General features: G+C 34.1%; 26 protein-coding genes. 2 read left to right on the top strand and 24 right to left on the bottom strand.

Going from position 1 to position 26,175, the window contains the following annotated elements:
• Positions 1-8: 8 nt before the first annotated feature.
• The 18 genes from LL966_RS12065 to LL966_RS11980 form a co-directional block, all read right to left on the bottom strand.
• Entirely contained in the window at positions 9-692 is a 684-nt protein-coding gene (locus tag LL966_RS12065) for a hypothetical protein (RefSeq protein ID WP_229353491.1), read from the bottom strand.
• Positions 689-1,693: a virulence RhuM family protein gene (locus LL966_RS12060; RefSeq protein ID WP_229353490.1), complete on the bottom strand. Its 1,005-nt coding sequence runs from the start codon at positions 1,691-1,693 to the stop codon at positions 689-691. Before LL966_RS12060 ends, LL966_RS12065 begins: the two co-directional genes overlap by 4 nt.
• 1 nt (position 1,694) lies before the next feature.
• On the bottom strand, positions 1,695-2,834 hold the full coding sequence (locus LL966_RS12055) for a beta-ketoacyl synthase N-terminal-like domain-containing protein (protein WP_229353489.1): 1,140 nt from the start codon (positions 2,832-2,834) through the stop codon (positions 1,695-1,697).
• 160 nt (positions 2,835-2,994) lie between these two features.
• Complete coding sequence (locus LL966_RS12050; protein ID WP_229353488.1) at positions 2,995-3,444, bottom strand: acyl-CoA thioesterase; 450 nt, start codon at positions 3,442-3,444, stop codon at positions 2,995-2,997.
• Positions 3,419-4,702: an ABC transporter permease gene (locus LL966_RS12045; RefSeq protein WP_229353486.1), complete on the bottom strand. Its 1,284-nt coding sequence runs from the start codon at positions 4,700-4,702 to the stop codon at positions 3,419-3,421. Before LL966_RS12045 ends, LL966_RS12050 begins: the two co-directional genes overlap by 26 nt.
• Complete coding sequence (locus LL966_RS12040; RefSeq protein ID WP_229353484.1) at positions 4,692-5,390, bottom strand: ABC transporter ATP-binding protein; 699 nt, start codon at positions 5,388-5,390, stop codon at positions 4,692-4,694. Before LL966_RS12040 ends, LL966_RS12045 begins: the two co-directional genes overlap by 11 nt.
• A 62-nt stretch (positions 5,391-5,452) precedes the next feature.
• Positions 5,453-6,451, bottom strand: coding sequence for a BtrH N-terminal domain-containing protein (locus tag LL966_RS12035; protein ID WP_229353481.1), 999 nt, complete (start codon positions 6,449-6,451; stop codon positions 5,453-5,455).
• A complete protein-coding gene (locus tag LL966_RS12030) occupies positions 6,451-6,855 on the bottom strand; it encodes a hypothetical protein (RefSeq protein ID WP_229353477.1) in 405 nt (134 codons plus the stop codon). Before LL966_RS12030 ends, LL966_RS12035 begins: the two co-directional genes overlap by 1 nt.
• Positions 6,856-6,883: 28 nt before the next feature.
• Entirely contained in the window at positions 6,884-7,351 is a 468-nt protein-coding gene (locus LL966_RS12025) for an ABC transporter permease (RefSeq protein WP_229353476.1), read from the bottom strand.
• Positions 7,352-7,354: 3 nt separating this feature from the next.
• Positions 7,355-7,786 (bottom strand): hypothetical protein, encoded by a 432-nt coding sequence (locus LL966_RS12020; protein ID WP_229353475.1) that lies wholly within the window; start codon positions 7,784-7,786, stop codon positions 7,355-7,357.
• Positions 7,786-8,919 carry a beta-ketoacyl-ACP synthase III gene (locus LL966_RS12015; RefSeq protein WP_229353474.1) on the bottom strand — a complete coding sequence of 378 codons (1,134 nt, stop codon included), beginning with the start codon at positions 8,917-8,919 and terminating at the stop codon, positions 7,786-7,788. The genes LL966_RS12020 and LL966_RS12015 overlap by 1 nt, the downstream gene beginning before the upstream one ends.
• 17 nt (positions 8,920-8,936) lie before the next feature.
• Positions 8,937-9,839: an NADPH-dependent FMN reductase family protein gene (locus tag LL966_RS12010; protein ID WP_229353473.1), complete on the bottom strand. Its 903-nt coding sequence runs from the start codon at positions 9,837-9,839 to the stop codon at positions 8,937-8,939.
• A gap of 329 nt (positions 9,840-10,168) precedes the next feature.
• Positions 10,169-11,050, bottom strand: coding sequence for an LpxL/LpxP family acyltransferase (locus tag LL966_RS12005; protein WP_229353471.1), 882 nt, complete (start codon positions 11,048-11,050; stop codon positions 10,169-10,171).
• Positions 11,051-11,305: an acyl carrier protein gene (locus LL966_RS12000; RefSeq protein ID WP_095952768.1), complete on the bottom strand. Its 255-nt coding sequence runs from the start codon at positions 11,303-11,305 to the stop codon at positions 11,051-11,053.
• Positions 11,298-12,533, bottom strand: a complete 1,236-nt coding sequence (locus tag LL966_RS11995; RefSeq protein WP_229353469.1) for a beta-ketoacyl-[acyl-carrier-protein] synthase family protein — start codon at positions 12,531-12,533, stop codon at positions 11,298-11,300. Before LL966_RS11995 ends, LL966_RS12000 begins: the two co-directional genes overlap by 8 nt.
• A gap of 189 nt (positions 12,534-12,722) precedes the next feature.
• A complete protein-coding gene (gene fabG / locus LL966_RS11990; RefSeq protein ID WP_229353467.1) occupies positions 12,723-13,454 on the bottom strand; it encodes a 3-oxoacyl-ACP reductase FabG in 732 nt (243 codons plus the stop codon).
• Between the two features lie 9 nt (positions 13,455-13,463).
• Positions 13,464-14,690: a WG repeat-containing protein gene (locus tag LL966_RS11985; protein ID WP_229353465.1), complete on the bottom strand. Its 1,227-nt coding sequence runs from the start codon at positions 14,688-14,690 to the stop codon at positions 13,464-13,466.
• Between the two features lie 68 nt (positions 14,691-14,758).
• Positions 14,759-16,279 (bottom strand): HAL/PAL/TAL family ammonia-lyase, encoded by a 1,521-nt coding sequence (locus LL966_RS11980; protein ID WP_229353463.1) that lies wholly within the window; start codon positions 16,277-16,279, stop codon positions 14,759-14,761.
• A 101-nt stretch (positions 16,280-16,380) separates the two neighbouring features.
• On the opposite strand from LL966_RS11980, the gene LL966_RS11975 reads away from it, so the two are divergent.
• A complete protein-coding gene (locus LL966_RS11975; RefSeq protein ID WP_229353460.1) occupies positions 16,381-17,631 on the top strand; it encodes an NAD(P)/FAD-dependent oxidoreductase in 1,251 nt (416 codons plus the stop codon).
• Between the two features lie 233 nt (positions 17,632-17,864).
• Here LL966_RS11975 and LL966_RS11970 read toward each other — a convergent pair whose 3' ends face one another.
• From LL966_RS11970 to LL966_RS11955, 4 genes are all read right to left on the bottom strand, one after another.
• Entirely contained in the window at positions 17,865-18,200 is a 336-nt protein-coding gene (locus LL966_RS11970) for an L-rhamnose mutarotase (RefSeq protein WP_229353459.1), read from the bottom strand.
• Between the two features lie 4 nt (positions 18,201-18,204).
• Positions 18,205-19,062: a fumarylacetoacetate hydrolase family protein gene (locus LL966_RS11965; protein ID WP_229353451.1), complete on the bottom strand. Its 858-nt coding sequence runs from the start codon at positions 19,060-19,062 to the stop codon at positions 18,205-18,207.
• Between the two features lie 347 nt (positions 19,063-19,409).
• Positions 19,410-20,174, bottom strand: a complete 765-nt coding sequence (locus LL966_RS11960) for an SDR family NAD(P)-dependent oxidoreductase (RefSeq protein ID WP_095930657.1) — start codon at positions 20,172-20,174, stop codon at positions 19,410-19,412.
• A gap of 38 nt (positions 20,175-20,212) precedes the next feature.
• On the bottom strand, positions 20,213-21,868 hold the full coding sequence (locus LL966_RS11955; protein ID WP_229353448.1) for a UxaA family hydrolase: 1,656 nt from the start codon (positions 21,866-21,868) through the stop codon (positions 20,213-20,215).
• Positions 21,869-22,041: 173 nt separating this feature from the next.
• On the opposite strand from LL966_RS11955, the gene LL966_RS11950 reads away from it, so the two are divergent.
• Positions 22,042-22,932, top strand: coding sequence for an AraC family transcriptional regulator (locus LL966_RS11950; protein ID WP_229353434.1), 891 nt, complete (start codon positions 22,042-22,044; stop codon positions 22,930-22,932).
• Positions 22,933-23,242: 310 nt separating this feature from the next.
• Here LL966_RS11950 and LL966_RS11945 read toward each other — a convergent pair whose 3' ends face one another.
• Together LL966_RS11945 and LL966_RS11940 are read right to left on the bottom strand one after the other, a co-directional pair.
• Positions 23,243-24,022 carry an L-fucose dehydrogenase gene (locus LL966_RS11945; protein WP_229353431.1) on the bottom strand — a complete coding sequence of 260 codons (780 nt, stop codon included), beginning with the start codon at positions 24,020-24,022 and terminating at the stop codon, positions 23,243-23,245.
• Positions 24,023-24,282: 260 nt separating this feature from the next.
• The gene (locus tag LL966_RS11940) at positions 24,283-25,968 is read right to left on the bottom strand and encodes a sodium/sugar symporter (protein WP_229353430.1); all 1,686 of its coding nucleotides are present in this window, start codon (positions 25,966-25,968) and stop codon (positions 24,283-24,285) included.
• Positions 25,969-26,175 lie beyond the last annotated feature (207 nt).

The following is a 26,175-nucleotide window of genomic DNA, read 5'->3' as shown; positions in this document are numbered from 1 at the left end:
AAGTTGTTTTATGAAGTCCAAGTATGAATAATTTTATGGATTTTCCATTTACCAGTTTTGTTTTCAATTATTACAATGAAACCTCTTCCACATTTTCCACCGCCACATGAAGCACCAGCAGATAAAATTCCTGATTTTTTTGTTTTATCAAATTGAATTCTGGACATAAAAATAGTTCCAACAGGAATCACAGAATTACTTTTATCGTTTAAGTTCCATTCTTTTTCATGAAGATATTTGGAAGCTTTTTCAAAATGAAATTTTTTGTTGTTTTTAAAAGGTTTCAAATCAAAAGTATATTCTTCTGCTTCTTTTAAAGTATCATATTTATAGTCTAAAATATTAATTTCTTTTTGAATCATTTCTATTTCAAGAGAACTCATTTTTGTTATTTTATCATAAACACCAAGTAATATTCTTGTTTTATCTTTTTTGATGCTATCTTGATAACGCCAGTATTCTTTTAATTTTTTATGAAATCCTAAAGTATCTTCTTTATTGGTTTTAAAATCTCTTTCGGGCATTGGTGGAGGAGTAACGATTCTCCTATCCATATAAATAGAATCCACAATTTCTAAAAAAACGCTATTTAAAACGTCTTTTTCAAAATTAGATTCAGGTACTTCTTTCTTTTTGCATCCAAAAAAGGAAAGAAGAACGAGAATTATAAATATGGATTTTGATAATTTCATTTTTTCTTTCCGATTTGCTTAATTTCTTTGTCAAAATCTGAAATTATTTTTTGAGTTTTATTGAACTCATCATATTCTTTAATCGCTTTTTTATCCGCTTGGATTTTCGATATATTTCCTTTTCCCTCTAGAATTTTGTATTCATTGAAAGAAAGAAATTTATTTACACTTGTAGCCAATTGTTCCATAGTAAAAGTATTTTCTCTCTCAATTAAACCTTCTATGTAATCGAAATAACCAGTAACAGTTCTTTCTAATTGACTAATTTCTTTCTCCTGTAAATAGTTTTTAGCAATGATCACATCTGACTTTATAATTCTTCCTTCTGGAGCATTTTTCCAAGATGTAAGTCCCATATTATCTTTAGTTTTATCTGCATTTTTATGGATAATTTCTGCAGCGGTATTTCCAGTTATAGCAAAATGGAATTTATTTTGAACCATAGCATAGAAACTTTTAGTTATCTCCGAATTTTTATCATAATCAATACTACATTCAGCAAAAATATCACTTACTTGTTGGTAAATTCGACGTTCACTTGTACGAATAGAACGTACTCTGCGCAATAATTCTTTAAAGTAATCTTTGCCAAAAACGGTCTGTCCTTGTTTTAGACGTTCATCATCTAAAACAAAACCTTTAATTATATATTCTTTTAAAGTTTGAGTCGCCCAGATTCTAAATTGTGTAGCTTTTGTTGAATTTACTCTGTAACCGACAGATATTATTGCGTCAAGATTATAGAATTTTTGATTCCTAGAAACTTGACGATTGCCTTCAAGTTGAACTTGTAAAATTTCTTTACAAGTTGAATTTTCCTCTAATTCACCTGATCCAAAAATGTTTTTTAAATGCGTTGTAATATTTTGTGTTGTCGTATCAAACAATTCACTCATACCTTTTTGTGTGAGCCAAACTGTTTCATCTTGTACAAAGACATCAACCCGAACATTTCCGCTTGGGTGATTATAAATTATAAATTTAGTTTCGTTATTTTCCATTTCATTTTATTTTCTCAAAAACAACAGCCGTATTACAACCTCCAAATCCAGAAGCCGTTTTTAAAAAATAATCAATAGTTGCCTCTTCATTTTTCTCAATCACATTTATTGATTCGCTAACACCACTTTCATCAAACCCTCTCGATTCAAAAAGCATATTTCTATTCGCAGATTCAATCGCAATTACGGTTTCTAATAATCCTGAAGCGCCTAATGTATGACCGTAAAATCCTTTTAAACTATTAATAGGAACATTTTTTAAACACAAACGATTTAAAGCAATCGCTTCCATTTCATCGTTATAAAGAGTTGCAGTTCCGTGCGCTGAAATATAATCTAATTTATCCGCTTCAATTTGTGCTTCTTTCAAAGCATTTTGAATACTTCTAAACAAACCTTCACCTGTTCTTGACGGACCAGAAATATGATTCGCATCGTTTATAGAACTGTCGCCGATCACTTTTATTTTGGCGTTTTTGGCTTCCGCCGAAACTAAAACGGCAGCTGTTGCTTCGCCTAAACTTACTCCGGTTCTGTTTTTAGAATACGGTTTACAAGGCAGATCGCTCATGGCTTGAAAAGCATTAAAACCAGACAAAACAAATTCTGAAACTTCGTCGCCAGCCACCACAAAAACATTTTCGTAAAGTTCAGATTGAATCATTCTTTTGGCAATAGAAACGGCTAAAATTCCAGAAACACAGGCATTTGAAACTACAATTGGTTTTGTTTGAAATTTGAAAAAATCGGCAACGTTTTTGGCTAAAACATCTAAATGTGCGTTATTAAAACTTTCTTCAGAATCATTTGCTAGAGCTGTGACATTCCCTTTTGTGGTAGAAAGTATAAAAGCGGTTTTTGAATTTAATTCAACTCCTGAATTTTTGATAATCGGCTCTAAAGCCAAAATCATCATTCTCTCTAAGCGGGAATATTTTGTTTCAGTGCTGATTTTTGCAAAAGCACTGTTTATTTTTTCATTTGAAATAATGGAAGCATAAAATGAATTTGGCATTAAAGAAATGTCATTGTGAAGCTGAATGCCAGAATCTCCACGAAGAATCGCTTCAACATTTGATTCAACATCAAATCCTAAAGGCGTGATACAATTCGTTTTTGTTATGTATATTTCTTTTAACATTGTATGATTCTCGATTTCTCCTGCAAGGTTTTCAAAACCTTGTAGGTATGTTTTATTTTAAGCTTTGTCTGAAAAAAGGTTTCACGTAGATTCTGCAGATTTAAGCAGATTATACAGATTTTATTATTTTTAATTCGTGCAAATTCGTGAAATCCGTGTTTTATTTTAATAACCCAACTTTCCTTTTCCATTCTTCATAAAAAGGTGGATTCGTCAGCATTAAATTTCCTTCTTTATCTAAAAAAACCTGAGTTGTTTCTCCCGTGCAGGCAACTTCTCCTTTTTCATCAATAATTTTAAAACGATAAATCATTTTGGCTGCGGGTGTGTCTACAACCGTTGTTTCAATGGTCACAACATCGCCATAACGTAAAGACAATTTATGTTCGCAGGTCGATTTTACAATTGGCGTTGTGTAGCCTGTTGCCGCAATATCCAAATACGTAAGTCCGTGCTGACGTCCAAAAGCTTCACGTCCATCTTCGAAATAGGTAATATAATTGCCATGCCAAACAATTCCAAGCGGATCTGTTTCGTTAAAACGAATTCTGATTTCGTGTGAAACGGTCAAGTCTGTAGCCTCGTTAAACTGCTCTTTTCTTTTTATCATAAAATAATGCGATCGAAGTTGTAATAATGAAAAACAAAAATAATAAACTTATTTCTGGAATGATTTCTAGGAAAGAAACACTGCGCAATAAAACATCGTAAAAAGCTTCCAATCCCCAATTCATTGGAGAAGATTTTGCGATAAACTGCATGATTTTCGGCATCGCAAAAACAGGAACCCAAACACCTCCAACGGCAGCTAAAATGATAACACTTGTTGCGCCAAAAGGAGCAGATTGTTCTTGTGTGCTTGCAACAGTTCCTAATAGGATTCCGAAACCAATAGCGGCAAAACCTGAAAATAAAGCGACAACACTCATCATCAATAAATGTCCTTCAATATTTAAAGAAGGCAATCCGATAGATGGAAATAAGAATACCGCAACGGCAACCATCATATAAAACTGAATCATACAAATGATAGAGTAGGTGATGGTTTTTCCAATAATTACAACCAAATTAGAAACCGGATTGGTTCTTAATCGAACAAAAGTTCCTTGTGATTTTTCTTTTACAATATTGATCGATAACGGAATTACAATAAAAAAGATCGCAAAAAGCGTCCACGCCGGAACGTTGTGTTGCGTCGAGTTTGGCCGAACTTCTTTGTTATTAATCTTCGGAATTATTTCTTTAAAACTGATGAAATTTTTCTGTTCAAAATCGATTGTTTCTTCTCCCAATTGCTTTTGAAAAGTACTGTAAATCGATTTGGTTTCAATTTGCGAAATCATTTTGTCAATCGAACTCATGACCGCATTTTTAAAACTCATCTGAACCGCTGGATCAAAATACAGTTTTACTTCTTTTTCTTTTATAATGCGTTGAGGTTCTGCTGTTGCAGTGCTATCTGTCAAACCTAAATTGCTCACAATCTTTTCTACATTCTGATCTACTTTTGCCTGTAAATCGGAACTTAGGTTTTCTGGAATTACAATTGCCAATTGAAATTTTCCTTTGTAAACATTTTCTTTGGCAATTTCTTCTGTAACTGGCTTATTGTCAATTTTAGTTACAACAGTAAACAGATTACTTTTTTCTAAATTTTCAAAAACCGTTTTTGCAACAGAACCTTTGTCGTTATCCACAATAAGAATCTGAATTTTAGAATCGGTTACAGCTTTAAAAGTGCTGTCCTGAATTAAAGTCACGGTAATTACCAAAACCAAAGGCATGATAAATAATATAATCAATCCGCCTAAATCTCTTTTTAGCAAAAGAAATTCTTTTACCACCGACATCCAAATTTTATATATCATCTCTCAACGCTTTTCCGGTTAATGAAATAAAAACATCTTCGAGATTTCGAGCATCTTTTGTAGCTTCAATTAATGCCGATGGAGTATCTTGTGCATAAATCTGCCCCTGATCTAAAATAGCGATTTGTGTACAGAAATCTTCGGCTTCAGCCAAATGATGTGAGGTGTAAATAATGGTTGTTCCGTTTTGGTTTAAAACTTTCAGATAATCGATAATCGCAGCTTTAGAATGCACATCGACGCCAACCGTTGGTTCATCTAAAAATAACACTTTTGGTTGGTGCAGAATTCCAGCGATAAGATTAACACGGCGTTTCATTCCGCCAGAAAAAGTCTGAACTTGTTTATCGGCAAATTTCAATAAACCCAAAAGATCCAAAGCTTCAATTACTTTCTCTTTTAAATCAGAACCTTTCAAACCATACATGCTTCCAAAATAATGCAGATTTTCTCTTGCGGTCAAAGTCGGATATAACGCATATTCCTGAGGAACAACGCCTATTATTTTTTTAATTTTTGAAGCCTGATGCTGATAATCTAAACCATCAATTGAAAAATGTCCAGAAGTTGGCTTTACCAATCCGCAAAGCATGGAAATTAAAGTTGTTTTTCCAGCGCCGTTTGGACCTAATAAACCAAAAATCTGACCTTCATTTATGTTTAGCGAAACGTTGTTCAAAGAATACATTTCTGCATTTTTGTACTTTTTCGAAAGGGATTCTATTTGAATGATAGACTGCAAAATATAGTTTAGCTAATCGCTTTTTTTAGTTTTTTGAAAAAGATTTCTTCTCTATTGGCAATGTCCAAAAGTTCATCGGCAATAGTGTTGTAAGCATCTTCTTTGGCACTTCTATTTTTGTAAATTCGTGAAGCTTCAACAGCAAAATCACGCCATGAATCGCCAATTTTTGTCATTTCTTTAGAAAGTTCTTTCAGTTCTTCATTACCTAAAATAACCGAAGCTTCTTGTAAAAATGCCGCATAAATAAAGCGGAAACCACCGCCTCCAGTTCCAATTTCTTCCTGCATACGAACCATTTGCGCCAAATAATGATTGGCTTTTTTAGTTCCGTGTTTTATCGGCCATTTTCTAATTTGTTTCGAAACAAATTTGATTCCGCGAACGCCAACAATCGGCATTGGCGCCAACATATCACGACACGTATTTTTTATTCCTTTAATAATGGCACTTTTCAAATCGACATTTGAAGGAACCTGAATTGGATAATACATTTGTCCGCGCGGCGCAAAAGCACCTTTGGCAAAACGAACTTTGTCTAATTCTTCGTGCATTAAAGTTGTAACGGTTTCCATAACTGGATCGCTCACTAAATAATCAGTTTCAGTTTTTCCGTAAACCACTAAATTGTGTGCGTTGAAATGAAAACGATATTCATCTGGAAAATAACTTAAATTGTAAACCCCAACTTGTAATCCTGTTGGAATATTATTTTTTAAATTTTCGTCTAATGCTTTAGTTGCATTTGAAACAGAAGAAAATTTTTGTCTTTTTATTTTTAAATTTAAACGAGTGGCAACCTTATTAAAAATCTGTCCAGGCAAAGTTCTGTAACTAATTGCTGGAGCATAATTGACTTTTATAAAAGGCAGATATACAAAAAATAATCCTGAGCCAATACCAAAAACCATCGGTTCGCTGATGTTTAGTCCACTATTTTTTAGCAGATTCGACGCTACTCCATTCTCGCAATGAGCAGACTGATGATGTGTGAAAGTTAATTCCATTATTTGGTAATGCTATTTTTTAATTCTTCAATTGAAATTTCAAAAGTATTGGCGTATTTCTGTAAAATTTTGTCGCTTAATGTCGCAAAAACACTAGGTTTAAAATGTCTTTTTACACGCCATTTCCAAAATCCTACATAACTTGCTAAAATGGTAAGATCCATTTTATTGACTTCCATAAAATACACAATCGGACTTACTTCGCCATTTAAGACTTGTTGTTTGGCTTCGGCAATACGTTCGTTTATTTCGTCTATAGAATTAGAAAGCGCGATTGTTTTTGGTTCCCAGCCGGTGCTTAAGGTTGTGGTGTAATTGCCATTTTCATCTGTAGCGTACAAAAGCTCTTTAACGTTGTTTTTAGTTAAGTTGCTTTTATCCTGAGGTACATTATCTTTTTCCATTACCTAGTTATATTTTCAAGTGGAATTATTACGAAACCGAAACTGTTTTTTGAATGAACAAATTAATTTCGCATTCTAAGAGTATTTGGTCTTCAACAGAACTGTTACAGCTCATCGTGCATAAAGTGTAATCGTCACCAGCAAATTTTGAAACTAAATTTGCTTTGGTAATTATGGTATCGCCAACTTTTGGCAACGAGTGAATTTTTACATTTTTTAAGGCACTGATAAATCCAATTACATTTACGTTCTCATTTTCTGTTCCGTCTTCGTCAAAAAAATATTTTTTTCCAACAATAGACGAACAAGTCTGCGCCGTGTTTTCAATTAAACCTGCTTCAATAAAAACATTATTTTGTACAAAAATATTGTCTTCTTTTATCAAAAAAATGGTTTCTACAAAGTTGGCATCGATATCCAAAATTAAATCAACCATAAGCATTGGTGCTCGGTGCGGCAAATAATTTTGTATGTCAACTCCCTTATTCAAAATCATATATTATTTGGCTAAAACGGTTTTCATTTGTCCGTTTGCAATTTCTTCGTTATTTAATGTTGTTACGATATTCACTAAAGTGATTCCAGCAAATTCCTGTAAAATAGTTACTTCAGACTGAATATTGTCATTTAATTTCGGCAAATTTTTAATTTCAATTTCTTTAATAGAACCAATATAACCCGTTGGAGCAGTTTCGTTTCTTAAAAAATATTGATATCCCGTATGCAACGCGACAGACTGTGCCATGTGTTCGATTAAACCTGCTTCTAGAAAAATATCGTTTTTTAAGAAAATATTATCCTGCTGAATTTTTAATCCAGAAACCAAAGAAGTTTCGGTATAAGAATGCATAGCATCGACCATCACAAAAGGAAACTTTTGAGGCAGTAAATTTTCGACCATTTCTTTTTCTAAAAGCGCCATTGTTTCCATTAGCAAACTGTTAAATACGCATACGCGAAAGAAAACCTTCCGCTTTCTGGAACTGATAAAAGAATTTTATCTCCTTTTTTCAAATTTCCTGAATTCATTAATTCTTCTAAAGCTAAATAAATTGATGCAGAACCAACATTTCCAACTCGAGAAAGATTCATGAACCATTTATCATCAGACATTCCGATTCCTTTTTCGGTTAATCCTTTTTTCAGTCCTTCCACAAAAAAGTTAGAAGAAACGTGAGGAATAAAATAGGTAATATCGTCAGATTTGACATTGTTTTTTTCCATCGCATCTCTCATGCTTTCGGCACCTTTTGACAAAATAAATTCATCTAAAAGTTTAACGTCTTGTTTAATGGAGAAAACAGATTCGTTCAACCATTGTTCTGGCGCATAATCACTCCATGATTTTATTTCTCCGTTTTCCAATTTATCACCTCCAGCATACATGCAGGTTTCTAATTCGTACGCATATGAAAAAGCTTCCATCCATTCTATTTTTAGAGAAATTGGGCCTCTTGGTTTGTTTTCTAATAAGAAAGCACCAGCGCCGTCAGATAACATCCAGCGTAAAAAATCTTTTTTGAAAGCAATAATGGGTTGTTCTTCCAGACTTTTTAAATTATCTGCTTCGTGATTGTATTTTTGAGCGTTCAGCCAGGTTGAAACTTTTTCTGATCCTGTACAGATTGCATTTTTTGAATTTCCAGAACGTACCGAAAGAAAACCAAATTTAAGAGAATTCATTCCAGCGCAGCAAACTCCAGTTGAAGAGTTTAATTCTACCGATTTGTTTTTTAGCAAACCATGAACCATCGCGGCATGCGAAGGCAGAAAAATATCTGGAGTTGAAGTTCCGCATGAAAGCACTTCTAAATCTTGCGGCGTAAAATCGTTGTCGAATAACGGTAAAATAGCATTTTTTGTTAATTCGGCATTGCTGTGTGTGCTTTTTCCATCTTTATCAACAGCGTAATATCGGCTTGTAATTTTATTGTTGCGCAAAATAATACGTCTTGCTTTTGAAGCGGTATCGTTGATAAGACCTAAATAGGCTTCCATTTCATCGTTAGAAACAGCTTCGTTTGGCAAATATTTTGCAGCTTTTGTAATATATACTTCAAACATAATTTAAATTTCGTCTTCTAAACTCCCTGATAATATTGAGTTTCCTTTTTTATAGATTTTAACTTAAGCGGATAGGTAATAAGGTGCAATATATACACTATTGGTGAAATTAACCATATCGCAAGGAATAAATAAACATTAAATACTTTAAGCAACTGTTTTCGGTTTTTTTGATTTTTAGAAATGATGTTCGACCATTTGGTAAAAATTTTATTGGCCGTTTTGTCAACAGTTACTAAATATGAACTTATTTTTACTGCGCCAGCGTTTACTAATTTTGGCTGTAATTCGGTAAAATTATTTTTTTGCAAAGAATCCAACATGATTTCTCCAAATCGATCTGATTCTTGTATGTCTTTTTCTGAAACTCCTGGAAGCGGAAAAATACCTAAATACTTTTTCTTAACCCCAGAAAACATCCATTCTACAATGGTGATAACGCTGATTAAATTTCCAACGCGGTCTACCAAAGCTACATTTCCAACCAAATCTGCGTTTGCTTCTTTAAGTAAAACTTTGATTTTTTCCTGAGCCATGATCCACATGTTTCTAGAACCGCTGATCGTAATTACAGGTGTATTATTTAATATCTTATTAGCTTCGTCGCTTTTCAAAAATGAATTAATCGGAATTGAAGGAGACAAATACCATACTTGATAATGAAAAAGTACCAAATCAAATTTTGTATTTAAAATTTCTTCAGGAACTGGTTTTAATGCAGTTGGAATCTGTAAAAAAGATTCTGGAAAAGCATCAAAGAATGAATCTTTATTCCATGGAAAAGGAAATGGTTTTTCTAATTGTATTTCGTGAAAAGTGAGATTTATATCCTCTGAGTTTAGAAATGGTTTTGCAATATTTCGTGCAATAGATTCCAGCTGTCCCGACTGAGAATAATAAATTATGAGAACATTTTTCATTTTAGGTTTTCTGGCTTTGGTGGTTAGCAAAAATAGGTAAATTTATTTAAACGAATTTTCTTATTTCGACCAACGTTTTTTAATTAGCCACGAATTCACGAATTATTCGAAATACGGTGACGATGACTGATTTTGTTTAAATTATAACTACAAATAATTTCACAAATTATCATTCGTGCAAAAGTTATGATTTTACAAAAAACAGATTAATGAAATTGGTGAAATTCACAGCTAAAATTTAGTTCCAAATGATTAGTGAAAATTCGTGAATTGCTTCACCTGTTCACTATTGGTCGGGTTGTGGCGAAAAAATTATCACAGTAAAAAAACTATGATTTTATATCGTTCCAAAAATCAAAATAATTGAACCATTGTAATGGATAGCGATTCAAGATGCTTTCGACACTTTTTATATATTCTTTCAAAAGTGCTTTTTCATCGCGATGTTTTACTTCAGCTTCTCTTGCGTACAAATGATAATGCAGGTTTGGTTCTTTCATTACATAAACAAAAACCACAGGAACTTTTAATCTTGAAGCAATTAAAAATGGACCAGCTGGAAAGTTAGCTTCTTTTCCTAAAAGATTTTCAGATAAAGATTTTGTGCCTTCAAAATAACGATCGCCTGTAAAACACACTAATTCGTTATTGGCTAAAGCCGCATTGATCTCAAAAATATGCGATAAATCTTCTCTGATGATGATAAATTTTACGGTAGGTTTTTTAGAAACGCTTTCCAGATAATTCTTTATTGCAGAATGTTCTAAATCGGTAGTCACTAAATTGATTTGAAAATCCAGATCAATTTCTCCGAAAAAATGTTCGGCGATTTCAAAATTTCCAACATGCGCACTGATTAAAACACCACCTTTTTTTTCGGCAAGCAGTTTTTTGAGTGTTTCGATTCCGTCAAATTCATAAGTGAATTTATTTCGCAGACCAGCAGAAATCGAAATTTTATCAATAATAGTTTGTCCAAAAGTGTAGTAACTTTTGAAAACCATTTTTTTGGATTTGAAATAGGAGTATTGCAGCCTTTCTTTAAAGTAATAGAAAATAGCTCTGTTGCTTTTTCTTAGAAATAAAAAATAATAAGAAGCAACAAAATAAAGTAAACCATAAGCAGCTTTGACACCCGCTTTCTGAATCAAAAAAACGAATATTCTATATCCTAAAACAGTTCCTTTGGATTTACCATCCCATTGACTCATTTAAGCTGATTTGGCTTTTATTTTGGTTTCGATAAGATCGTAGAAACTTTGAAAATCAGAAATTCCAACAAAATCTGCTTCAACCAGTTTTACACCAAAGTTTGCTTCAATTGAAACAACCAAGTCTACATAATCCAGACTATCTAACCCAAGTGTATCTTTTAAATTAGCATTTGGTTCAATGTCGTCATTATCAACTTCAAATTCATCAACTAAAAAACCATTTATTCTTGCTATAATCTCTTCTTTATTCATCGTTTAATTTAAACTTTTTAACCACCAACGCAGAGTTGGTTCCTCCGAACCCGAAAGAATTGGACAAAAATATGTCAAATTTTTTGTTTAACGTAGTTTTAACTAAATTTAATTTTGAAGCATCTTCATCAGGATTTTCCAAATTGATGTTTGGCGCAATGAAATCGTTCTGCATCATTAAGATAGAGTAAATAATTTCGCTTGCTCCAGCCATCCAGCATTCGTGGCCTGTCATCGATTTTGTTGAACTTATGTAAGGATTTCTTTCACCAAAAACTTCAAAAATGGCTTTGGCTTCGTTAGCATCGCCCACTGGAGTTGAGGTTGCATGAGCATTTATGTATTCAATATCTGAAGCGTTTAGATTTGCGTCATCCAATGCGCGTTTCATAGCTGTGGCCGGTCCTTCAACGTTTGGAGTAGAAATATGTCCGCCGTTTGAAGAAAATCCATAACCGGCTACTTCTGCAATAATAGTTGCGCCTCTAGCAATGGCAGATTCGTAACTTTCTAAAATTAATGTTGCACCGCCGCCACTCGGAATTAATCCGTCACGACCAGCATCAAAAGGTCTCGAAGCTTTTTCAGGATCACTTTCTCTGTTAGAAAAAACACCTAATCCGTCAAAACTGCTCATTGCATATTTATTAATTTCCTGAGCACCGCCAGTAATTACGATATCTTGAAAACCGCTTTTTATTAAAAAATAAGCCAATCCAATAGAGTGTGAACCGCTAGCACAAGCCGCACTTACAGTAAGATTGATTCCTCGTAATTTAAAAATCGTTGAAAGATTCATGGTTACCGTAGAATTCATCGATTTAAAAATCGCGCCAGAACCAATAAGGGCAGTGTCTTTTTTCTCGCGTACAATATCTGTAGCGTCAATGATAGCTTTAGAAACGCTGTCATTTCCGTACATAATTCCAACTTCGTGTTCATCAAAAAATGCATCATCGATGTTGGCATTTTTCAATGCTTCGATAGTTGCCAAATAAGCATACTCGGTCTCTTCGCCGATGCTCATACGTTGTCTTCGCGTCAATAAATTTTTAAGATCGGCTTTCGGAACCATTCCTGTTAAGGCTGATTGAAAACCAAATTCTTTACGTTCAGAATCAAACTGAATACCAGATTTTCCTTCGTATAACGAATCTTTTACTTCGTCTAAAGAAGTTCCGATACAAGAATAAATTCCCATTCCAGTAATTACAACTCTTCTATTCATCGTCTTTCAAAGTAATTTTTTATCCTTAAAGTGTTTTTTTAAACACATAGAGACATAGTTTTTGTAAACTTAAAAAAGGCGTTTCACTTATTTTAAATAAACATAGCTCTCTATGTGAAAGAAATGTATTTCTCTTACGTATTCTTTATTGACACATAGAAATCTATGTTTATATGTGTTTAAAAAATTTTAAGAATATATTCCGCCGTTAATATTGATAATTTCTCCTGTAATATAACTTGCTTTTTTAGAAATCAAAAAGCTTACCAAATCTGCTACTTCTTCCGCTTCGCCAAAACGATTTACAGGAATAAGCTTTAATAATTCTTTTTCATCCAATTCGCTTGTCATATCAGTTCTGATGAAACCTGGAGCGACAGCATTTACAGTAATATTTCGTTTTGCCACTTCTTGTGCCAATGCTTTTGTAGCGGCAACAATTGCTCCTTTTGCAGCCGAATAGTTAGTTTGTCCTGCAGTTCCTTTTACTCCAGAAACCGAAACTATATTTACAATTCGGCCATATTTATTGCGAAGCATTTTTTGAATAAAAAATTGTGTAACATTAAAGAAACCGTTTGCACTAGTATTCATTACGCTATTCCAGTCTTGCGGTGTCATCCACATAAAAAGGCCGTCTTTTGTGATTCCGGCATTGTTTACAATTGCTTCAACCAATTTTTCAGGATTAGCTTCCTGCCATTGCGTAAGAACGTTTTGTACTTGTTCAAAATTGGCAACATCAAAACCTAAAATTTCTCCTGTTGCACCTAATTTTTGTATTTCTTGTAATGTTTCTTCGGCAGATGTTTGATTCGAATGATAATTAATCAGAATATGATAATCAGATTCTACGGCTAATTTTTTACAAATTGCACTTCCAATTCCTCTAGAACCGCCTGTTACTAATACACACTTCATAAGTGAAATTTATTTCTTTTTCTTAGCTGCTGGTTTCGGTGTTGATTTCGCAGCTGGTTTGGTTGTTTTTGTTTCTTGTTTTGGAGCTTCTGCAGGAGCTGCAACTGGTTGAGGTTTTTCTGATTTTGAAAATAATTCAGCATTTTCAAACCATTGGTTTGCCAAAACGGTTCCATCTGGTTTTAGAAATCCCCATTTTCCTTCGTTTTTTACTCGGGCAACGCCATCAATAAATCCTTTATCTTGTTGTACAAACATCGCGATAATGGCATTTGTAGTGATTCCGTATTGCGTTGGAATTACCAGTTTTCCAGATTCGTTGATGAAACCCCAATTGCTTTCTTTTACTGGAGCTAGACCGTTTGTACTGAAAACTTCGGCATCGCTGTAAGTTGGTTCAATTACAAATTTTCCTTCTGGATTAATGAATCCCCATTTTTTTCCAACTAAAACTGGCGCTAGATTTTTGGAGAATGCTTTTCCTTTATCATAAATAGGAAGAATTGCCCAATTTCCTTTTAAATCGATATAACCGATTTTTCCGTTTTTCTTAGCAAAGGTCAAATCTTGAGTTTCAAAATCCCAGATTTTTTCAGCTCCGTCAACTGGAGTAAATTTTCCACCAATTACTAATCCGAAAGTTTTATCTTTTCGTGCCCAAGTTGTGTTTTTGAAATAATTTCCAATTTCCGAGTAAGAAGGTTCAACTAATTCTTTTCCGTTAGTATCAATAATTCCCCAGTTTTTGTTCAGTTCAACTCTGGCGTAGCCATTTTCAAAAGGTTTAATCTGATCGTATTTTGGTTCTAAAACAACAGTCATTTTGTTGTTGATTAAACCCACTTTATTGTTTTGTCTGAAGAAAGCAACACCGTCATTAAAATCAAATACTTTGTCAGTAGTTGGCCCTTTTTGGATTTCTCCCTTTGTATTAATGTAAACCCATTCCTTATCTTTTTGTACAACCGCAATTCCGTTGTTAAAGTCTTTTGCATCTTTAAAATCGGCTGGAATTACCCAAGTTCCTTTAGCATCAATAAATCCCCATTTTCCGCCATTTTCTACAGCAGCTAATCCTTCAGAAAAACTTCTGGCAGATTTGTATTGCGGTTCGATTTTAAAAGATCCGTCTTTAGTAATATATCCAATTTTGGAATTCTTTTTTACTAATGCTAATTCTTGACTATTAACAAATTGAATACTTGCCAGCAGCAAAAAAATAAGTGTCTTTTTCATGATTTTAAAATTCAATGTTTAAGGATTAAAAAACTAAAACTCTTTGGGACAAATTTGTATATCAATTTTTAACTGTTGATCAAATAATCTTTAACTTTTTGAACAAAAGGATACATTACCTGATCTTCTTTGAATGTTGGAATTATATTTCGAACGTCGTCATACCATTTTCTAGTAACAGATGAAATTTTATCTTTTTGATCTAAATAATCAATTGCCTGAACGATTGTAATTAATTCGATTGCCAAAACCTCAAAAGAATTCTCGATTACTTTTGATGTAATTACTGCCGCATTTGTTCCCATACTTACAATGTCTTGATTGTCATTGTTGTTTGGAATACTGTGCACGTACATTGGGTTAGACAACATTTGGTTTTCGGCAGTTGTTGAAGTCGCAACAAATTGAACGCCTTGCATTCCGAAATTAAATCCTAATGTTCCTAAGTTTACAAACGGAGGAAGAAGTTCATTAATTTTTGAATTCAATAAATAATTCAATTGACGTTCTGCCAGCATCGTTAATTTGGTAATAACGATTTTCAGTTTATCCATTTCTAGCGAAATATAATCTCCGTGGAAATTTCCTCCGTGATAAACGTGTTTGTTTTTTACGTCGATAATTGGGTTATCGTTTGCCGAGTTAAATTCGTCTTCCAAAATAGAAGCGACATTATTTATAGTTTCTAAAACGGGTCCTAAAATTTGAGGAACACATCTTAGTGAATAATATTCTTGAACTTTTTCTTTGAAGATTTCTTCGGTGTTTTCACCAGAATATAAATGGTCTTCTCTTTTACGGATTAAAGTACTGTCAGAAAGATTTTTTCGCATTCTTTCAGCAACTTCCTGCTGTCCTTTATGACGTTTGGTTTGATTTAATTCTGCAGAAAAATGATCATCATACGCTTGAACCAATTCGTTGATTGCACAAGAAGCTTTTAACGACCAGTCTAATAATTTTCGAGCATAATGCACATTTACAACTCCAATTCCTGTCATTACAGAAGTTCCGTTGATTAACGCTAAACCTTCTCTAATTTCTACCTGAATTGGTTTTAAACCTTCGATTTCAAAAACTTCTGGAGTTGCACGTCTTTCACCTTTATAAAAAACTTCGCCTTCGCCAATTAAAACCAAAGCTAAATGAGATAATTGAACTAAGTCACCGCTAGCACCAACACCACCGTGCTCGAAAATTAAAGGCGTAATATCTCTATTGATTAATTCTGCCATTAAATGAATTACAGAAGAATGAACTCCCGAATTTCCTAAAGACAATGTATTTAATCGCGCTAAAATTGCTGCTTTTGCACACTCTGCATTTAAAGGTTTTCCTGTTCCAGAAGAGTGGCTTCTAATTAAATTATATTGCAGTTGAATTTGATCAGACTCTTTAATTCTATATTGAGCCATTGGACCAAACCCAGTATTTACTCCGTAGATTACTTTGTTTCCTGAGAATTCTTTCAAGAAATTAAAACTTTCGTTTACTCGATCTAAAACCACATCGCTTATGGCAACTTTGTTTTTTCCAAAAATTATGGCTTCAAATTCTGCTAAACTTAAATATTCATTAATTGTATTCATTAAAACGATTTTGGTTGCGCTAATTTAATTTTATTTATCAAAATAAATGTAGTTATTTTGATGTAGGCAAATGTAGGTTAATTAATGATAATAATTCTAATATGATAAAGGAGTTTGTTGATGTTTTAGTGATTGGTGCAGGACCTTCTGGATGTGTATCTGCGTCGTATCTTTATAAAAACAACGTTAAAGTAAAAGTTGTAGAAAAAACAAAGTTTCCGAGACTGGTTGTTGGCGAAAGTCTTATTCCGCGTGTGATGGATCATTTTGCTGAGGCTGAATTGTTTGAAGCACTTGATGCAATGAACTTCGAAAAAAAATTAGGAGCTCGTTTTATCAGAGGCGAAGAAATCTGCACTTTTGATTTTAGTAAAAAATTTGGAGAAGGCTGGGATTGGACCTGGCAAGTTCCTCGTGCTGATTTTGACAATACAATGGCGCAGGAAATTGTGCGAAAAGGAATTGATCTAGAATTTGAAAGTGAAGTTTTGGAAGTTTCTTTTGAAGGAAAAAAATCAAAAACGATCGTAAAAGACAAAGACGGAAATCTAAAAGAAATTCACGCCAACTTTATAATTGATTCAAGTGGATATGGTCGCGTTTTACCGAGACTTTTAGATTTGGATACGCCTTCAAAACTAGATCCACATTCTTCTATTTTTACGCATGTAAAAGATATTAACAGACCAGAAGGTGAAGAAGGAACTCAGATTTCTTTTGACATTTTGGAAACTGAAGTGTGGCTTTGGGTGATTCCATTTTCGAACGGAAATACAAGTTTGGGAGTTGTTGGTCCAACAGATTTTATAAATTCACTTTCTGAAAATAAAGACAATGCAGAGGCTTTAAAAAATGCCATTCAGAAATCGGATTATTATATCAAAAGATTTGCCGGAACAGAATTTTTATTCGAACCCGTTAAATTAGAAAACTATTCAAGAGCAGTAAAAAGAATGTATGGCGACGGTTTTGCTTTGACAGGAAATAGCTCTGAATTTTTAGATCCAGTTTTCTCTTCGGGAGTAGCTTTTGCAACTGAATCTGGAATGCTCGCAGCAAAATTATATTTGAAAGAATCACAAGGAATTCCTGTTGATTGGGAAGTGGAGTTTACCCAATATATGAAACGCGGAATCGCTGTTTTCACGACTTATGTTCAAGAATGGTATACCGGAAATTTGCAGACTTTATTTTTCCATCAGCCAGAAAATCCAGATGTGAAAGAAAAAATATGTGCTGTTTTAGCAGGCTATGTTTGGAACGAGGAAAATTCGTTTGTCAAAAAACATGATCACGTAATAGCCAATATGGCGTATTTATTAAATATGCAGAAAGAACAAAGCCCCGAATAATCAGGCCTTTTTTATTGAGATTGTTGCTCCAGCGGAGCAAAATATTTATAGGAAATAAAATTTAAAAACGAAAGAAAGCTCCAGCGGAGTGATATATTTCAAAGCGTCGGGATATATGATTATGATTCGTATTCCCGTGGTTGAAACCACGGGCTATGTTTAGAATAGTAACGCAATAAAAAAGAGGGTTTTTGAAAATCCTCTTTTTTATTTTTTGAAATAAGAATAGAATTTTACAATTCAAAAATCTTATCCATTAAAATCCATTTTTGTCCTGGTTTTGCCCATGGTAAAGCTTGCTGGAATTTCCACATTAAGGTTTCCCATTCCTGAACTTTTTCATTTGCCGCATCAGCTTGATCTTTCTTTTCGAAAGTAAAATCAGCATCTGCTTCGATAATCATGAACAATCTGTTTCCAGTGCAATAAATATCCAAAACTTCAATTCCAGAATCTTGAATGCTTTTTTTAATTTCTGGCCAGACATTTTCATGCAGTTCTTTGTATTCTGCAATCAAATTGGCGTCGTCTTTTAAGTCTAACGCCAGATAGAATTTTTGAGTTGCCATAATTTTAGTTTTGTTGGTACGCTACAGCAGTTTGTTTACTTGTGCCTAAACCTTCAATTCCTAATTCGATTACGTCACCCGCTTTAATGTAAATTGGATCTGGTTTAATTCCTAATCCAACTCCTGGAGGCGTTCCAGTACTGATAACATCGCCAGGAAGCAAGGTCATAAACTGGCTTAAATAATGCACTAAAAACGGAATTTTAAAAATCAAGTTTGAAGTATTACTGTTTTGGAAAGTTTTTCCGTTTACAGTAAGCCACATTTTTAAGTTATTCACATCGCCAATTTCGTCTGGAGTTGCCATAATTGGTCCAAGAGGAGCGAAGGTATCAGAACCTTTTCCTTTTGCCCATTGTCCGCCGCGTTCGATTTGGAATGCTCTTTCGCTGTAATCATTCAAAAGGCAATATCCAGCAATATAATTTGGCGCATCTTCTTCAGAAACATAGCTTGCTTTTTTACCTACAACAAATGCCAATTCTACTTCCCAGTCTGTTTTTTCGCTGTTTTTTGGGATAATCAAATTGTCATTTGGTCCGCATAAAGAAGTGGTTGATTTAAAGAAAATAATTGGCTCTTCTGGAATTGCAGCGCCAGTTTCTTCACAGTGATCTACATAATTTAATCCGATGCAGATAATTTTTGAAGGACGCGCAACTGGCGAACCTAAACGTGCTGAATCGCTTACTTCTGGTAAAGATGGTTTATTTTTTAGAGCTTCTTCTAATTTTGCTAAACCGTCGTTTTCAAAAAAAGCTTCATTGTAATCTGTTACAATAGAAGAAACATCGTATCTTTTTTCATTTAGTAAAACTCCTGGTTTTTCCTTTCCTTCTTCTCCGAATCTAATAAGTTTCATATTTTAATTTTTTTAGTAATGTGTATTTTTTTTAGCCACAGATTAAAAGGATTAGAATGATTTATTTAGATTGTCACCCTGAGCGAAGTCGAAGGGCGTTCCAATTGGACGTGGGCTTCTCCCGAAGTCTCGGGACGCTCAGTCTGACAAAAACAAAATATAAAATTTGCTTAATCCTTTAATATGTTGCTTAATTTTTTTTGCCACGAATTGCACAAATTTTCTCGAATTAAAATTTGTGGAAATTCGTGAAATTCGTGGCTTATTTTTTTTGCACGCAGATTTTGCAGATCAAGCAGATTTTTTTAAATTTTTTAATCTTTTTAATCTGTGGCTAAATCAATATTTTAGTTGTTTAATTTGATAAATCCACCATCAATTGGGTAATCTGAACCTGTGATGAAAGACGATTCGTCACTGCATAAAAATAATGCCAATGTTGCGATTTCTTCTGGTTTTCCCATACGGCCGATTGGTTGCGATTGAGATAGTTTTTCGAAGATTTCTTCTTCTTTTCCAGGATAATTTTTAGCGATAAACCCGTCTACGAAAGGTGTGTGAACTCTCGCTGGAGAAATAGAATTACATCTAATTTTATCATTCAAATAATCTTTTGCAACCGATAAAGTCATTGCCATAACTGCTCCTTTTGCTGTAGAATAAGCAAAACGATCAGGAATTCCAACCCAGCAAGCGATTGAAGCCAAATTCAAAATGACACCTCCGCCAGAATTTCTTAGCGCTGGAATCGAAGCATGAAGACAGTTGTAAACTCCTTTTACGTTTACATTCATGATACGGTCAAAATCAGATTCGGAAGTTGTGTCTACTTTTCCAACGTGTGCAATTCCGGCGTTGTTTACCAGAATATTGATATTTCCAATTTTTTGGAAAGTTGAGTTTACTTGTTCGTGGTTCGAAACATCGCAAGCGTGAGCAAAAACATTTCCTCCAGCTGATTTTATTTCTTCAACCGTTTCTTTTGCGCTTTCTTCCGTCAATTCTAAAATATGAACTTCAGCTCCTTGTTTAGCAAATAAAACTGAAATCGCTCTTCCAATTCCGCTTCCTCCGCCAGTGATTATTGCTTTTTTGTTTTGTAATGAAAACATTTGATATAAATTTTTATGAGTTGTTTTTTAATAGTCTTTTACAAAGATACGCCACGTTTCCACGGAATAAAATCATCTTGGTTTAATTGAACTGCTTTCGGAATAATTTCGCCGCTTGCCGCTTTGATGCAGTATTCTAAAATTTCTTCGCCCATTTCTTCAATAGATTTTTCACCACTGATAATTGGTCCGCAGTCAATATCGATAATATCTTTCATTCTGGTTGCCAAAACAGAGTTTGTTGCCACTTTAATTACAGGGCAAACTGGGTTTCCTGTCGGAGTTCCCAATCCAGTTGTAAACAAAATTAAAGTTGCTCCAGAAGCCGCTTTTCCAGTTGTTGCTTCAACGTCATTTCCTGGCGTACAAACCAAACTTAAACCCGGTTTTGTAACCAATTCGGTATAATCTAAAACATCCACTACAGGAGAAGTACCGCCTTTTTTGGCCGCTCCAGCACTTTTGATCGCGTCGGTAATTAATCCGTCTTTGATATTTCCAGGAGACGGATTCATATGAAAACCTGAACCCACTTTATGTGCCAGTTCATCATAAGATTCCATTAAATTGATGAATTTTTTAGCCTTATCTTCCGTAATGCATCTGTCAATTAAATTCTGTTCGGCACCACATAATTCTGGAAATTCAGCCAAAAGAATTTTTCCGCCTAAAGCTACGACTAAATCTGAAGTATAACCCACAGCAGGATTTGCAGAAACACCGCTGAAACCATCGCTTCCTCCACATTTTACACCAATACATAAATCGCTTAAAGGTGCATCGGTTCTTTCATATTTGTTGATTTCGATTAAACCTTCAAATGTTTTTTTGATGGCATTGGTAATCAAAACTTCTTCGCTTTCGGTCTGCTGTTGTTCAAAAATAAACAACGGTTTGTCAAATTCTGGATTTTGTCTTTTTACATCGTTTACAAAATCTTGAACTTGTAAATGCTGGCATCCTAAACTCAAAAGTGTAATTCCGCCCACGTTTGGATGATTCGCATAAGAAGCCAATAAAGCGCTCAAAGTAGAAGCATCCTGACGTGTTCCGCCACAACCGCCTTGATGATTTAAGAATTTAATTCCGTCTACATTTTCAAAAACACGTTTGTTTTTTGGAGTCGGATTTAATTCAATATTGATATCGTTAATGTCATTTCCGTTCAAATAACCTTCCAATAATTCGTGCGTAAATTGGTTGTATTTGTCCGTTACTGCGTAACCCAATTGTTTGTGCAACGCTTCTTTGATAACATCTAAATTTCTGTTTTCACAAAAAACAGTCGGAACAAAAAGCCAGTAATTAGCTGTTCCAACGCGTCCGTCTTTTCTTTTGTAACCTTTGAAAGTTCTGTTTTTAAACTTAGAAACATCAGGCGCATTCCATTCGTATGAAGCGTTTCTGTACGCATAAGGATCCGCTGCATGTTTAAGATTTTCGGTCGTCATTAGACTTCCTTTTGCCAAATCGTTTTGCACTTTTCCAACCAAAACGCCGTACATATTTACTTCTTCTCCCTGCTTCATGTCCTGCATGTAGAATTTATGTTTGGCTTTGATGAGGTCTTGTAAAACGTAAGTTTCGTTTTCAAAAAGAATAGTTTCTCCTTTTTGTAAGTCGGTTAAAGCAACCAAGACATTATCGTCAGGATGTAATTTTACAACCAGTTTTTTTGTGTTATTCTCAGACATTGTGTTGTTTGTTTTTTCTTTTTTTTTTGATGTCACTGCTTTGGTTTTATAACAATTTAATCCTTTGATTTTGTATAGAATTCGGGCAGTTAACGAAAAATAAAATTAGTTTTTTTATAAATTCATTAATAGCCTAATATTATCCGTGTATAATCTTTAATTATCTTTGCAAGATGAAATTGGAACAAACTAAAATAGCTTCGTATCTCAACACCAAAGTTTCGGTGCTCAATCGTATTGAACCTTTTTTTCAGGCGCCTTTTCATTCGCATCCGGAATTGGAATTGGTATATGTAAAAGAGAGTTTTGGCAAGCGAATTATCGGAAATTCGGTTATGCCGTTTGAACCGGGGGATATGGTTTTTTTAGGTTCTGATATTCCTCATGTTTGGCTGAATGATGAAAAATATTATCACGGAATTGAGGATTTAAAAGCCAATTCGATTGTCGTATATTTTCATAAAGACATTTTCGGACCGACCTTTTATGAATTAAAAGAAACCCAAAAAATCAACGAACTTTTTTTTCAAGCCGGAAAAGGAATTTCGATTATCGGAAAAACAAATAAACAGATTGCTAAAAAACTGGAAAAATTAGTTTCTAAAAAAGACTTCGAAGTTATTGTAGGACTTTTTGAGATTTTGTCTATTCTTTCCGAAAGTCAGGATACGATTTATATCAATGACGAAATTTATTCTTTGATGCAGAAGGATTCAAATGTAGATCGTCTTTCGGAGGTTTTTCAATATGTCAATAAGAATTATAAAAAGAATATTTCATTAGAAGAAATTGCCGCTGTCGCGAATATGACTCGGACTTCTTTCTGCAGAATGTTCAGAGTTAAAACGAAGAAGAATTTTGTAGATTATCTGCACGAGATCAGAATTTCGAATGCTTGTAAGCTGTTATTGGAAACGGATAAAAGTATGTCTGAGATTGCGTATGAATGCGGTTATAAAACGGCTTCAAACTTTAATAAACTTTTCAAAAAAGTTAAGGGAATTACGCCTTCTGATTTTAAAAATAATGTGAAGGTTAGTTTTGCCATAGATTATAAAGATTAGAAGGATTTTTACTCTTTGGTATTAATTTTTAAACACATAGAATCATAGTTTTTCTTTGTCTAAAAGGCACTTCACTTATCTAAATTCACATAGCTCTATGTGTTCAAATCTATATTTTAAAAATAATGCGAAAGTTAGTTTTGCCACAGATTATAAAGATTAAAAAGGATTTTTTCGTCAAGTTTTGTCAGGCTGAGCGAAGTCGAAGCCCTCGTCCAATTGGAACGCCCTTCTCCCGAAGTCTCGGGACGCTCAGGGTGACAAACTAAACCGAATCATTTTAATCCTTTTAATCTGTGGCTAAAAAAAATTAAATAGAACGATCTAAATGTGTATAACCACCATCAACATAAATAATCTGTCCTGTTGTATGGCTTGATTTTTCAGACAATAAGAAAACAACCATATTCGCAATTTCTTCTGCGGTTGTCATTCTGTTTTCTAGCGGAATATTTTTAGTAATTGTAGCTAGTTTTTCTTCTTTGTTTTCAAAAGTATTGATCCACGTTTCATAAAGTGGCGTGTAACATTCAGCTACAATTACAGCGTTTACACGAATGCTATATTTTAATAATTCAACCGCCCATTCTCTGGTTAAAGCATTTCTTCCGCCGTTTGAAGCGGCATATGCTGAGGTGCCACCTTGACCTGTTTCGGCAGTTTTAGAACCGATGTTTACAATTGCTCCTTTTGATTCTTTCAAATATGGAAGCGCGTGCTGTGCCATTAGATAATAATGCACTAAATTTTTGTGAAGCGAAGCAGCGAAATCTTCATAATTTCCGTTTTCCAATCCAACTCCGTCGTTAACACCGGCATTGTTTACCAATCCGTCAATTCTGCCGAATTTTGTGATTACGGCTTCAACGGCTTTTTTGCAGTCTTCAGGTTTTGTCAAATCGGCAGCAACTTGATGCGCTTCTTTTCCAAGGGCTTTTAATTCTTCTACGGCTTTGATGTTGTCATTTTCGTTACGTCCAACGATAAACGGAATGGCATTTTCTTCAGCCAGAACCTTAACGATTCCTAAACCGATTCCTTTTGCGCCTCCCGTAACGATAATGATTTTTTGGGTTAATGATAACTGCATGGTATTTATATATTATAATTTAAAATTCTTGTTTTATGAATTAGATTGTCAGGCTGAGCGTCCCGAGACTTCGGGAGAAGCCCACGTCCAATTGGAGCGCCCTTCTCCCGAAGTCTCGGGACGCTCAGGCTGACAAAATAAAGCGAATCATTTTAATTCGTGGCTTTTATTTCTATTTTAAAACTTTTTTTAAAAATTTACAGCTGTTGTTCATGACAAACAACAGCTGTAAAGATAGAGAGAATAGAACTGATAATTTATTACCAGAACTTAACATAAAGAGCCACGATAATCAGTAATGTAATTACGATTAAGACCGTAGTCTGCGGCTTTACTTTGAACATTCCAGGTTCTGTCTCGAATGCTTTTGGGTTTACTTTTGGACCAGCAAAACTTATCAAAATCATCGCAATCATTGTGAATAAGAATGATAATCCCATACAAATGTGGAACGGAATTTCGAAAGCTCCTTTCCCGTTAGGATAAGCTGTGTATAAAAATGTGTCGGGTCCAAATAAAGCTGGAGCGTATTCGTTGAATAAAACAGATAATAAGAATCCTAAGATTACCCCAACGATTGCAGCTGTTCCAGTAGTTCTTTTCCAGAACATACCTAAGAAGAACATAGCAAAAACTCCAGGGCTGATAAATCCAGTGTATTTTTGGATGTATGTAAATCCTCCAACACCACCAATTCCTAAAACGTCATTCCAAGTAAATAAAACAGCTAAAAGCATTGCAGCAAAAACGGCAAGTCTACCAATATTTACTTGTTGTTTTTCGCCCGCTTCTTTTTGAATGTATTTTTTATGAATATCTAATGTGTAAATTGTAGAAATACTGTTTACTTTTCCAGCTAAAGACGCAACGATTGCAGCAGTTAAAGCAGCAACAGAAAGTCCTTTTAATCCTGTTGGAAGGAAAGTTAATACAGCAGAATAAGCACCATCTTTTCCTCCAACTAATTGAGGTAAATGTCCATTTGTATATAAAACGTAAGCAGCAATTCCAGGAAGCATTACGATAAGCGGCATTAATAATTTTAGCATACCAGCAAATAAAATACCTGTACGAGCGGTTTGTAAATCTGCTCCAAGTGCTCTCTGCGTAATGTATTGGTTACATCCCCAGTAGTTTAAGTTGATAATCCAGATACCAGCAGCATAAGATAACAATCCAGGGAAAGTTAAATATTTATCGATTTCAAGCTGAGAAGATGTTGCAGTTGGTTTTGGGATAATCATTTTGAAATGCTCTGGAGCTTCTCTCATTAAAACTTTGAAACCAGCAATTGCATTTTCGCCAACACCAAAATATTGTCCAACAGTTGTTAGAGCGATGTAAGAAGTTACCAAACCTCCAATAATTAATACAGCAACCTGAATAACGTCTGTGTAAGCCACAACTTTCATTCCTCCAAGAGAAATAAATAGAGCAAAAACAGCTAAACCAATCATAATTGCGTGAAGATATTCTCCTCCAGCAAGACCGTTAATAGCAACAGCTCCCAAATAAAGAATAGAAGTTAAGTTTACAAAAACATATAAAAACAACCAGAAAACCGCCATAATCAAAGCAGTAGATTCGTTGTAACGTGTTTTTAAGAACTGAGGCATGGTGTAAATCTTATTTTTGAGATATACAGGAATAAACCATACAGCCACAATAATAAGTGCAATAGCGGCAAGCCATTCGTAAGCAGCAACAGCGATTCCTAAAAAGAAACCTTCACCACTCATTCCGATGAATTGTTCTGCAGAGATGTTTGAAGCAATAAGAGAAGCTCCAATCGCCCACCATGTTAAATTTCCTTCAGCCAAAAAGTAAGCTTTAGCATCTTGTTCGTCTTGTTTACGTTTGCGGTAAACCGTGTAACCGTAGACAGAGACTACGATAAAATAGATAATAAAAACCGCATAATCTGCGAAAGCGAGGTTTTGGTTCATTGTTAGTAGTATTTTAAATAATTATTATAGGATTAAATTTGTTTATTTGGTTTGTAAATCAGCATTTATGTTTTATAATCTTGTAAAAAATGCAAGATGTGTTTTATTTTCGTTATTTTTTTATGAAAATAAAAGTGGAAGCCAAATGTAAAATAAAAATTTATAAATCAACCATCAGCAAATGTGTTTTTTACATTTATTTGAAGG

Source organism: Flavobacterium chungbukense (genome assembly GCF_020805785.1).
Lineage (GTDB): Bacteria > Bacteroidota > Bacteroidia > Flavobacteriales > Flavobacteriaceae > Flavobacterium > Flavobacterium chungbukense.
The sequence above is the reverse complement of the archived record's forward strand: the minus strand, read 5'-3'. Positions and strand labels throughout refer to the sequence as shown.